An 11,540-nucleotide genomic window follows, 5' to 3' on the forward strand; every position below is an offset into this window, starting at 1 on the left:
ACTTAAATGAAAATCAACATGCCCTCACGCCATTTACTATATCATGAAGAAATATCAATGGCCGATAAAATTTGAAAGCTTCCTGGGAACTACATGACATAGAAAAAAAGATACCCTAAAAAAGGATACCTCCATTATACTGGCTTAACAGCCAGCCCTCTTTGTTTAAACAGATATTCCAGTGCCTGCCTGAATGATAGGAAGGCTTTTACCTGATTTACGAAATCAAGTTTGACGATCTCTTTCACGGCATCAGGGGTAAAGCCGACAAACATCGTTTCCGTACCCATCAACGCCAGTGCCCCCACTAATTGATCCAGCAGGGAGAGCATATTGCTTTCCTTCGTAAAGGTAATTCCGGAGAAATCCATGATCAATACTTCCGCATGCAGATCTGCACATTTTTGCAGTACCGTCGATTGCATCGACTCCATTCTCCAATCGTCAATTCGTCCGATCAACGGTAAGAGCAGCACATCCTTTAATACGGTCTGAACGATCGGGGTGGACAATTCTTCCATGACTTCTTGGTTTTCTTTTATCTTCTGCAAAGAATCGTTTGCCATTTTCGCCATTTCTTTATAATGATTCACGTAACTGATACTCACACAGTGTATGAACTGGTCCAGGATTGCATCAATTATCGAGCTTGCCTTTAGCAGAATTTCAATCGAGTAATAGCGATTGCTTACTTCTTCTTCAATGAAACTCCAGAAAAGGTTACGCACAAGCTGAGCTTCCTCAATATTCTTATCTAAAGGAATGCCCATATCCACGATGCGCTTACCTATTTCCATACCCGTTATTTTCATACTTTCCATTGCTTGTGCCTTTCCATGAATCAAGGCATCTGCATGAATTTGAATAAGCTTTGACCGTACCTCTTTACTGGTTTCAAAATCATAGAGCGGTTCCTCTTCTTCAAACAACTCGATATGCTCCACTAAGATATATTTAAATTTTTCAATTTTTTCACCGATCATTCTTAATTCTTCCATGTAAACCTCCCATACAGGGCTTTTATCACATTTTATCAAATAATGAATGGTTAAGGATATAAAATCCTTCTATTACCAATATGATAATAGAAGTTTACCCTTTTCTTTATAAGGGTATTATGATATATGACTTGGAGGGATTATCATGAAAAAAGATCAACAAGACTTCGAATCTGAAAACATGAGCGATTTAGTAGAACTCATAAACAGTAAAAATAACAGCCGCAGAATCTTGGATGTACTTCGGCGTAATAAAAAGGATAAAAGTAAAAGCAAAGATAAAAAATGAAAAAACCCAGTCCAAAATGGTCTGGGTTTTTTCATTGGATAAAATAAATGTGCTGAGTTTGTTTATTAAGCAAACTCAGCTCTCCCGTCATTAACTATTGAAAAGCCACTACCTTTTTCTCCGGATTTCCTTCACATGGTTTCCTTCAGTGGTAATATAGACTGTTTCATCAATTTTGTATGTTAAATAACGGTCACAATCAATTTCCAACGTTTTCCCATTACTGAATTTCATTGCGCAATTGGATCCCTCTTCGGTTTCCGTAACATCAATGACTTCGTTCGTCTTAAAACCGACTGCCTTGCCATCGGAGAAATGGGGATAGTATTTTTCAACAATCTCCACCTTTTCCAATCTGCCCGGACTTGTTAAGTATACAACGAATAATATAATTAAAACGGCTATTAACCCAATGAGAATTACTGCTTTTCGATTCACTCTATCTATTACCCTCTTCTCTTATCAATCTATTATTCAATATCCATTTTCACTAGATTATATTCAGCATTCCGGAAAAACATGATAGAAAAGATCATTTTATTTAACGATTTTCTTTTCAACCATCATCACACAAGCGGCAGCCAGGATGATCAGAATCGATACAGCCGAGATGACCCCTCCCCAGCCGAACTTCATCAGGAATAAACCGCCTGATGCCCCCACTATACTTGATCCCGCATAGTAAAACAGGAGATATAAAGAGGATGCTTGTGCCTTTTCACTCTTATCAGCCAAGCTTCCGACCCAGCTGCTCGCAATTGAATGGGCTCCAAAAAAGCCAAATGTAAACAAGGCAAGCCCCATTATTTTCAGCAAAAGCGGATCCAATAAGGTTAAAAGGGCGCCCATCAGCATGATAGCGATTCCGGTAAGAAGTACAATCCTCCGAGTATATTGATCGGCGAGCTTTCCCATCCATGTAGAACTAAATGTCCCCACAAGATAGATTATGAAAATGAAGCCAATCAATGTTTGTGATAAATGATATGGCGGTCCCATTAACGGTATACCCACAAAGTTATAAACGGTAACGAACGAGCCCATTAATAGGAAGGCCATGCCGAATAAGAGTACTAGTCGGCTATTCCTTAAGTTATTGATAAGGGAGGTTTTGATTCTCGACAATGAGACTCCTGCGCGGACGGCATGCTGTGAAGGCGGAAGCATCCACCAAAAGGCCAGACTGATGATCAAACTTAAAGCCCCAAGGCTTCCAATCGCTATGTTCCATGAGAAATGGTCGGTCAGCACGCCGACAATCAGCCTGCCAGCCAATCCGCCGATACTCGAACCGCTTACATAGATCCCCATCACATAGCCTAGGCTTTTCGGATGAAACTCTTCATTGATATAGGCCATCGCAATTGCAGGGAAACCTGCAAGCACCGCTCCTTGAATCGCCCGTATTGCAATCAGGATGTATAGATCATCCTGGATGAAGCTGACACATATGGATAACAATGCAGACAGAGTGAGCGCCGTCCCCATTATTTTTTTCCTATCGATATTTTCTGAGAAAAATGAAACAAGCAATAAACAGAGTGCAAGAGTTCCAGTTGCGAAAGATAATGTAAGGCTTGCCATTGCAGGAGAGACTCCGAATTGCTTTGCGAAAACCGGAATGACCGGTTGGGTACTATACAGATCCGCAAACGTTACAAAGCTACCAAGAAATAAAGCCAAGATCGTTTTCCTGAATGATTTACCAGCAGGCTCGATATAATTCACTTTTGTTCAGACCCTTCACTATTTAACTTCCCCCCTATGTTAATACGAACTTCCCGAGTTGTCTATTTCATCACTTTTGTCCAAAGGGAAAGTTATGTTCCAGCAAATCACAAAAACCCTTCACTGCATGCAGTGAAGGGTTTTTCATTAATATGACCGTTTATCATTCCGCTCACTTTTTTTAAGCAGCCAGTACACAGGCATTCCTATAATGAGGATGATCACCGAGTACAAAGCATTTAAAGGTGTTTGGATTAAAGTGCTTAAAACAATGTATATTGCACCAGCAATCGCCACGATGGGGATGAATGGGTAAAATGGCACTTTATACGTTTTCGCATCCGGATCTTTCCTGCGTAAGATGAAGACCGCAAAGAAGGCTAATCCATAAAAACAGAAAACAGAGAATACGGCCATATTGGTAAGTTTGTCAGGGTCTGTTGCAACCATCATGATGATTGCAATGATCACTTGCAATACCGTCGCATTTATAGGCGTTTTAAACTTGGGCGATATTTTTCCGATTTGTTTATGGCCTGGTATCATTTTATCAGTCGCCATCGCCAAGGTAATGCGCGGAAAGGTCAAAAGCTTTCCGTTCAAGCAACCGAAGATTGAAATCGCTATTCCGATTGATATCAATTTCCCGCCCAATTCACCAAATAGAAGCGTTGCGGCAACATTCGCTGCATTCGTACCATGAGCTATGACTCCCTCCGCCCCCAATACATGAAGCATCGCAAGGTTCACAGCCAAGTAAGCGACCATGACCACGACCAATCCCGTTATGATTGCCCGCGGCAGCGTTTTCTGCGGGTTTTTCATTTCCCCTGCCATGAAGCCGACATTCATCCAGCCATCATACGCCCAGAGCGTAGCCAAAATCGCACCGGCCATACTGATTTTCATTGAACTTTCACTATTGATATTGAATACAGGCATATCACCTTGTGCGATACCGAACACCGCTATGAAAATGATTGGGATCAATTTAGCAACGGTCGATAAGGTTTGGATGATACCGCCGTATTTTGTCCCCAGAAGATTCATGCCTGCTATAAATACAATCGTAAAAATCCCTATCGCCAAAGTGTAGCCTGGAGCGATATTAAATATTCCTGCAACTAATATCCCGAAGTATAAACTGAGTGCGCCCATGACTGCAGGTCCATATACCAATGTCTGAACCCAGCCGCATAGGAATCCCCATGCTTTTCCGTACACTTCTTCCATATAGACATATAAGCCGCCCGTTTTAGGAATCCGTGTACTCACTTCCGCAATCGTCAACCCACTTGCAAGGGTAATCAGACCGCCTATCAGCCAAGCTAATAAGGCCATGGTTGAATTACCGCTTAACTCAAGCACGTCACCAGGTCTCATGAAAATACCAGAACCGATAACTGTTCCAACTACAATAGATGTTCCAACCCAAAAGCCAATCGTTTTCTTCAATTGGTCATTCCCCATGTTGTCCTCCCCAGGTGTACACATGTACTTTATTTATACTAAAATTATATCATATAAATTATACGGAAATAGTTTATGTAATCATTTGAATATTGCAAAAAATAACCAAACACGTTGGTATCATTACGCTCAGGGAGCTTTATTACATTTATATTTTTTTTACTAATTATGTCTGGAACTACACTAAAAACCGAATATTTTTTTATTATAAAAAGATTTATTGATATTTTACTCTATAATAACGAATTAAAAACTACAAATCTCAATTATCATTCGTTATAAACTTTATGGTAATTCTGCTTATTTTCGGACGCACAAAAAAACCACCCCGAATCAACGGGGCGGTTCCTCTCCTCTTTCAAGCTTCATTTCGTATTACCAAATAATGAATAGAAGCACAACCGCCAAGACGATCCGGTAAATGGCAAAAGGAGTCAATTTAACTTTATTGATTAAAATCAAGAAAAAGCGGATACAGAATAACGCAAAGATAAATGCACTGATGAAACCTGCAATAAAGAATGGCAGAACTTCAGGTGTGAAGATTTCCCAGTATTTCACGATTTTCAACAAACTGGCACCAGCCATGATCGGCACTGCCATGATGAACGTGAAATCGGAAGCCGCCCGGTAGCTCATTCCTAAAAGCACCCCACCGGAAATGGTCGAGCCTGAACGTGAGAATCCCGGCCATAGAGATAAACATTGAATTAACCCTACACCGAAGGCTTGTTTATAAGTGATTTGGTCAACCGTTTCTGCAGTCAGCTTTGGACGGAATTTATCCGCAGCAATCATCAAAAACGCGCCTAAGAACAATCCGACGATAACCGTCTTCATCGTAAATAAATGTTCATCAATATAATCTTCGAATAATAGACCTAAAACGCCCGCCGGTAACAATCCGACAAAGATCTGCAATAGGTTAAGCTTTTGGCCGTTCACAGCGGATGTGCCTTTAAGCTTCCTTAAACCAAGCAAGTCCATGAATCGCCCCCAGAAGAGCACGACTACGGCGAGTATCGAACCAAGCTGAATGACCACCTTAAAGGCGTTGGCCACTTCACTCCCAAAAAGTTCTTTCGAATTCAGCCATAAATCATCGACGATAATCATATGCCCTGTAGACGATACAGGAGCAAATTCAGTTAATCCCTCTACAAGACCAAGGATAACTGCAACAAAAATTTCCCACATATTCATTTTATTCACCTCATAATTCGAACACCTATTTATGGAAATATCATATGTATTTTACTCGTTGTTTAAAATATTGTCTATTAAACATTGCTGAAACAATTTAAGCGTACATGTATGATAGGGTTCAAGATAAAGTTTAAAGGGGAAGTGATGATTTTGCAAAACATACTGATTTTCGCTCATAGAGGGTCCAAGGGGACCCATCCTGAAAATACCATGGCAGCCTTTCAAAAGGCGGCAGAAATCGGGGCAGAGGGGATCGAGTTCGATGTCCATCTCAGTTCTGACGGGGAATTGGTCATCATCCATGACGAAACACTTGATCGAACGACCAACCTTACTGGTTATGTAAAAGATCATTCGGCACAAAAACTGAAAACGGCTGATGCCGGAAGCAAGTTTTCCTATGAATTCCTTGGGGAGCGGATTCCTTTTTTAATGGACGTTTTCGACTGGGCTAAAGGAAATGCTTTATTGATGAACATCGAAATCAAAACGGATAAACTCGCATACGAAGGAATTGAACAGAAGATCATTGATTCAATTCGTCAATATGGAATGGAAAACCGGGTCATCCTCTCTTCCTTCAACCATCAATCCATTGAAAAAGTGAAGATGCTAGCCCCAGACCTTGAACGTGCATTATTGTTCGAGGGGCTTCCTGAAAACTTCGAAGAAATCTTACGTGATAAAAAAGAATCGGGTTTTCATCCAGATAAAAACAGCCTGACTCCAGCCGTTAGTGAAAAAGCGAAAAAACTTGGATATAAAATCCGGCCTTGGGTCGCCAATGATGAAACTGACATCGTCAAGCTGGCGGATTTGGGAGTCGACGTCATCATGACCGATTTCCCTGAAAAGGCAATCAGGATTTTAAAAGCTTGGCAGTCATATGGCTGAACAATGTGAAAGAGAAGGAGCGATGCTCCTTCTCTTTCAAATCCATATTTATTCAATTAATTAACGAGAAAAGTTTGAACCGCCTAGTTGTTGCTCAGCCATTTGCACTAAACGTTTTGTGATTTCCCCACCAACAGATCCGTTAGCGCGAGAAGTAGTGTCAGCACCTAGGTTTACACCAAATTCACTAGCGATTTCATTTTTCATTTGTTGTAGAGCTTGTTCTGCACCAGATACTAAAAGTTGATTGCTGTTATTGTTGTTTGCCATGTGTTTTCACCTCCTACTAATATTAATTAGCATTTTAAGCTTAAATTATTATTGCCAATTTATTGCATTTTTTTGTTTGCGTTTCTCTCAATCCTAAGCTCTTTATCATGAATTTCTTTTTATGCTCATAAACTGTTAGGAAACTTTCAGTAGGAGGGAAAAGAATTGCAAATACATGTGGTTAGGCCAGGCCAGACGTTATATGGCATCGCCCAGACTTACAGCGTAACCGTTGACAGGCTCGTGGAATCAAATAAGATCCCTAACCCAAATAATCTTGTTTCGGGGCAGGCCCTTGTCATTCCAATCGTCGGCAGTTATTATTTCGTACAACCGGGTGATAGTTTATATTCGATATCTCAAAAAGTTGATGTCCCTGTTCAAGAATTGGCAAATATAAATGGCATTTCCGAAAATCAAATCCTATCCGTTGGATACCGGCTCTACATTCCGGCACGAAAGAAAAGGACCGCCGAATTCAACGGTTATATCGAGCCGCGGGGTACGACGGTTGCACCGGCCCTTGAAACGGCCGCCAGGGAAGCTGCGCCCTATTTAACCTACTTAGCCCCTTTCAGCTTCCAGGCGCTACGAGACGGCTCCTTAAAAGAGCCTTTGCTCAATGACTTCCCTGCCATCGCCAGAGAAAATAAAAATGTCCTGATGATGGTGATCACGAATCAGGAAAATGACCAATTCAGCGATGAGCTCGGGCAAATCATCTTAACGAATACTTCCGTTCAGAATAAGTTCCTGAACAATATCGTTACAACGGCTAAGAAATATGGATTCCGGGATATCCACTTTGACTTTGAGTTTTTAAGGCCGGCCGATAAAGAAGCCTATAATCAATTTCTCCGAAAAGCCAGGGATCGTTTCAAGAAAGAAGGATGGTTCATTTCCACGGCACTGGCACCTAAAACAAGCGCTGAGCAAAAAGGCCGTTGGTATGAGGCACATGACTATAAAGCACATGGTGAAATCGTCGACTTCGTTATCATCATGACTTATGAATGGGGATATAGCGGAGGACCGGCAATGGCCGTGTCTCCTATTGGACCTGTTCGGGAAGTTCTCGAATATGCCGTCACCGATATTCCCTCCAACAAGATCATGATGGGGCAGAATCTATATGGCTATGATTGGACCCTGCCTTTCGTACAGGGATCCACTGCCACGGCCGTGAGTCCGCAGCAGGCCATCCAGATTGCGGCGGCCAATAATGTTGCCATCGAGTATGATGAAACCGCACAGGCCCCGCACTTCAACTATACCGATATTGAGGATAAGCAGCATGAGGTGTGGTTTGAAGATGCCAGATCCATTCAGGCAAAATTCGATTTAATCAAAGAACTGAATCTAAGGGGAATGAGTTATTGGAAGCTCGGCTTAGCCTTCCCTCAAAACTGGCTGCTCATCAGTGATAACTTTAACGTCCGGAGAAGGGTTTAAGAAAAGATAAAGGAATACCGAAACGTAAACGGGCATATAATCAATCATCGAGCATGAAGTCCATTTAGGATATGTGACTCAGCACTAAAAGCCTTCCGGCATCTTCCGGAGGGCTTTTATCATTTTCCCGAAATCGAATGGCAGCTTTCCAGGTAATATGCCGATATTCATAATCCAAAGTTTGTCTGTACGCAACCTTATGAGCCAAGCCTTTTTTGACCATACTAAAAGGAACAGCTTAAGGGGTGTGAAAAACATGATTCGAATCGGTCCATTCATCAGCACCGTTCCTAGATTTCCGCGTTTCATCAGATTGCTTTCTATCATCGCATTATTTTTACTCTCATTCGGCGTCTTGATCCACCTTGTGGAGCCGAAGAGATTCCCCACTTTACTTGATGGCATCTGGTGGGCGATCGTGACTATGTCAACGGTGGGTTACGGAGACTTCACTCCCGTTACCAATCTTGGAAAAGTCATTGGGATGGTCCTCATTTTGTCGGGAGCCGGCCTGATTACCTCTTATTTTGCGCACATTGCTAAAATTTCCATTTCCAATGAACAGCAATTTCTAACAGGAAAGAAAGTATTCGGCGGCGGCGGGCATATTATCATTGTGGGCTGGAATGGCCGTTCCAAGAGAATCATCCAAAACATTCATGATCGTAAGCACCATCAATCCATTGTCCTTATCGATGATACGCTGCAAAAGCACCCGCTTCCAAGAACGAATATCCACTTTATCCAAGGAAAAGCTACATTGGATTCCGTTTTGCAGAAGGCCAATATTAAACAAGCCATGCGCGTCCTTATTACGGCTGACCTCAAGCAAGACGAGCTGCAAACGGATATGTTCTCGATATTAACGTTACTGGCCGTCAAAGGGATGAATCCGCATGTGTATTGTCTTGTGGAAATATTGACGCATGAACAAAAGGAAAATGCTTTACGGGCTGGAGCGGACGGTATAGTGGAAACGAATAAATTCGCGAGTGAATATATGCAGGATTGCTTATCGAAGGGGATCATTGCGGAAGCTAGGGAGCAAAAAGAGTGGGATGAATTGAACCTCAAACAGCTGCCCATCCAGGATGACTGGGTGGAATTGACGTTCAAACAGTTGAACGTTAAGCTATTCGATCAAGACATTTTATTGGTCGGCATCATTTCAGGAGGCAAGACCTTAATCAAGCCCCCTGGAGATGTAATCATACATCGTGATGATACCCTGCTCATCATTGATGATTAATGTAATAATAGCTTTTCCAAATCACGGACAAGCGTTTTTCCATATGAAATATAGTTTTCCGGAAATTCGGCATCCGGATTTTCAGGCTCGGCAAACTGATTGAAGGAAGCGGAGAGGTTTCCGATATTTCCTTCATCGTCAATCCCGTCCTCGTACTGATGAGATAACAAAAACGGTTGTAAAAGTTCGACCATTGCCCCGTCCTGATCGAGTGAACCATCAACAGCCTTGAAAGGGACTCTCAAGAATTGGTAGCCATCACTGTCATCAATCTTATAATCAAAAGACCCGTGGTCATAATCCCATCCTCCGCCAATCGCATATCCTTCCGGTTTTAACTTCGTCTCCAGATCGAACAACCCGAATGTTTTCCCTTCCAATTGAGAAGAAATTTTAATCATTGTATAAAACCTCTTTCGCTAATTTTCTATTAGCTTAACCAAAGTGCCATAAAAAAAACCTGGCCTATTGTTCCTTCAATTGGAAAAAGGAATTGGAGTTCCAAGCTGCCCTTATGCTTTTGTGAAGTTTCTTTCTCTTCGCCTGACACTACTTTAGCTTTTCAAACAGAAAAAAAGGCATCATGCTGGATGTAATTCCAGCTTGATGCCTTTTTTATTATAAGCGCTGTTCGAGCTCAGCTTTTTTCTTTTCATAACCCGGCTTGCCTAAAAGAGCAAACATGTTCACCTTATAAGCTTCCACTCCAGGCTGATCAAATGGATTTACACCCAATAAGTATCCGCTCATCGCACAAGCTTTCTCGAAGAAATATACAAGGTAGCCAAAAGTATAAGCATCGAGTTGCGGAACCGTTACGATCAGGTTTGGAACGCCACCGTCCGTATGGGCTAACAGCGTACCCTCAAATGCTTTATTATTCACGAATTGCACCGATTCACCTGAAAGGTAATTCAGGCCATCCAAATCATTTTCCGCTTCTTCAATCAAGATTTCATGACGAGCCTTTTCCACTTTGATGACTGTTTCAAAAAGGTCACGCCGTCCTTCCTGAACATACTGCCCTAATGAATGCAGGTCAGTCGAAAAGTTGGCCGATGAAGGGAATATCCCTTTTTGATCCTTTCCTTCACTTTCTCCAAATAATTGTTTCCACCACTCAGAGAAGTATTGAAGTCCAGGCTCATAGTTTATCAGCATTTCAATCGTTTTCCCTTTATTGTAAAGGATATTCCGAACCGCCGCATATTGGTAAGCCTGATTCTCACCTAGCTCGGAAGAACTGAAGTCCGCCCTAGCACGCTCGGCCCCCTCCATGATTTGATCGATATCCGCCCCGCTGACCGCAATCGGAAGCAGTCCTACAGCCGTTAAGACCGAGTAACGTCCGCCAACATCATCAGGAATGACGAAAGTTTGGAACCCTTCCTCCGTTGCTACCGTTTTTAATGCGCCCTTTTCTTTATCAGTGGTCGCATAAATGCGGCTCTTAGCTTCTTCAACACCGTATTTTTGCTCCAGCAGTTTCCGGAAAATCCTGAAGGCCAGTGCAGGCTCCGTGGTCGTACCGGATTTAGAGATGACATTGATCGAGAAATCCCTATTTTCCAATAGGTCCATTACGTCCTGCATATATGTAGAGCTTATATTATTACCCACAAATAAAATTTGCGGTGCATTTCTTTTATCCGACGGTAGAATGTTATAAAAACTATGTTGAAGCATCTCAACTGCCGCTCGTGCTCCCAGGTATGATCCGCCGATTCCGATAACCAGCAGCACATCTGAATCTTCTTTTATTTTCGCTGCCGCTTCTTTGATCCTTGAGAACTCTTCTTTATCATAATTGGCGGGTAAATCAAGCCAGCCAAGATATTCATTGCCTGCCCCTGTCTGCTCATGCAGGGAATGGTGTGCCACTTTTACAGCATCCTGTAGATATGTAATCTCATGCTCCCCGAAAAACGGCAGGGCTTTTGAATAATCGAAACGAATATGGGCCATTCAAATTCCTCCTTGGATT

At 42.1% G+C, this 11,540-nt stretch carries 12 protein-coding genes; 4 read left to right on the forward strand and 8 right to left on the reverse strand.

Annotation, left to right across the window (positions count from 1 at the left end):
* Nucleotides 1-134: 134 nt before the first annotated feature.
* On the reverse strand, nucleotides 135-998 hold the full coding sequence (locus ACIQZD_RS14740; RefSeq protein ID WP_402903937.1) for an STAS domain-containing protein: 864 nt from the start codon (nucleotides 996-998) through the stop codon (nucleotides 135-137).
* Nucleotides 999-1,143: 145 nt separating this feature from the next.
* Here ACIQZD_RS14740 and ACIQZD_RS14745 point away from each other — a divergent pair, with 145 nt between their 5' ends.
* Nucleotides 1,144-1,287: a hypothetical protein gene (locus ACIQZD_RS14745; protein ID WP_241592820.1), complete on the forward strand. Its 144-nt coding sequence runs from the start codon at nucleotides 1,144-1,146 to the stop codon at nucleotides 1,285-1,287.
* 108 nt (nucleotides 1,288-1,395) lie between these two features.
* Here the strand turns inward: ACIQZD_RS14745 and ACIQZD_RS14750 are convergent, their stop codons facing one another.
* From ACIQZD_RS14750 to ACIQZD_RS14765, 4 genes are all read right to left on the reverse strand, one after another.
* Nucleotides 1,396-1,725: a hypothetical protein gene (locus tag ACIQZD_RS14750; RefSeq protein WP_101223592.1), complete on the reverse strand. Its 330-nt coding sequence runs from the start codon at nucleotides 1,723-1,725 to the stop codon at nucleotides 1,396-1,398.
* Nucleotides 1,726-1,824: 99 nt separating this feature from the next.
* Nucleotides 1,825-3,015, reverse strand: a complete 1,191-nt coding sequence (locus ACIQZD_RS14755) for an MFS transporter (protein ID WP_402903942.1) — start codon at nucleotides 3,013-3,015, stop codon at nucleotides 1,825-1,827.
* Between the two features lie 147 nt (nucleotides 3,016-3,162).
* Nucleotides 3,163-4,485 (reverse strand): APC family permease, encoded by a 1,323-nt coding sequence (locus ACIQZD_RS14760; RefSeq protein WP_402903944.1) that lies wholly within the window; start codon nucleotides 4,483-4,485, stop codon nucleotides 3,163-3,165.
* Between the two features lie 375 nt (nucleotides 4,486-4,860).
* Nucleotides 4,861-5,688 carry an undecaprenyl-diphosphate phosphatase gene (locus ACIQZD_RS14765; RefSeq protein WP_402903947.1) on the reverse strand — a complete coding sequence of 276 codons (828 nt, stop codon included), beginning with the start codon at nucleotides 5,686-5,688 and terminating at the stop codon, nucleotides 4,861-4,863.
* A gap of 147 nt (nucleotides 5,689-5,835) precedes the next feature.
* Between ACIQZD_RS14765 and ACIQZD_RS14770 the strand changes: the two genes are divergently transcribed.
* Nucleotides 5,836-6,585, forward strand: a complete 750-nt coding sequence (locus ACIQZD_RS14770) for a glycerophosphodiester phosphodiesterase (RefSeq protein ID WP_402903950.1) — start codon at nucleotides 5,836-5,838, stop codon at nucleotides 6,583-6,585.
* Between the two features lie 60 nt (nucleotides 6,586-6,645).
* Here ACIQZD_RS14770 and ACIQZD_RS14775 read toward each other — a convergent pair whose 3' ends face one another.
* The gene (locus ACIQZD_RS14775; RefSeq protein WP_034310322.1) at nucleotides 6,646-6,855 is read right to left on the reverse strand and encodes an alpha/beta-type small acid-soluble spore protein; all 210 of its coding nucleotides are present in this window, start codon (nucleotides 6,853-6,855) and stop codon (nucleotides 6,646-6,648) included.
* Nucleotides 6,856-7,020: 165 nt separating this feature from the next.
* On the opposite strand from ACIQZD_RS14775, the gene ACIQZD_RS14780 reads away from it, so the two are divergent.
* Nucleotides 7,021-8,307 (forward strand): glycoside hydrolase family 18 protein, encoded by a 1,287-nt coding sequence (locus ACIQZD_RS14780; protein ID WP_402903953.1) that lies wholly within the window; start codon nucleotides 7,021-7,023, stop codon nucleotides 8,305-8,307.
* A 256-nt stretch (nucleotides 8,308-8,563) separates the two neighbouring features.
* Complete coding sequence (locus ACIQZD_RS14785; protein WP_402903956.1) at nucleotides 8,564-9,556, forward strand: potassium channel family protein; 993 nt, start codon at nucleotides 8,564-8,566, stop codon at nucleotides 9,554-9,556.
* Here the strand turns inward: ACIQZD_RS14785 and ACIQZD_RS14790 are convergent.
* Together ACIQZD_RS14790 and ACIQZD_RS14795 are read right to left on the reverse strand one after the other, a co-directional pair.
* Entirely contained in the window at nucleotides 9,553-9,957 is a 405-nt protein-coding gene (locus ACIQZD_RS14790; protein ID WP_402903959.1) for a YugN-like family protein, read from the reverse strand. The two genes, ACIQZD_RS14785 and ACIQZD_RS14790, sit on opposite strands and share 4 nt — an antisense overlap.
* A 217-nt stretch (nucleotides 9,958-10,174) precedes the next feature.
* Entirely contained in the window at nucleotides 10,175-11,521 is a 1,347-nt protein-coding gene (locus ACIQZD_RS14795) for a glucose-6-phosphate isomerase (protein WP_137016333.1), read from the reverse strand.
* Between the last annotated feature and the right edge of the window lie 19 nt (nucleotides 11,522-11,540).

This window comes from Peribacillus sp. NPDC096447 (assembly GCF_044762725.1).
In the GTDB taxonomy this organism is placed as follows: Bacteria; Bacillota; Bacilli; order Bacillales; family DSM-1321; genus Peribacillus.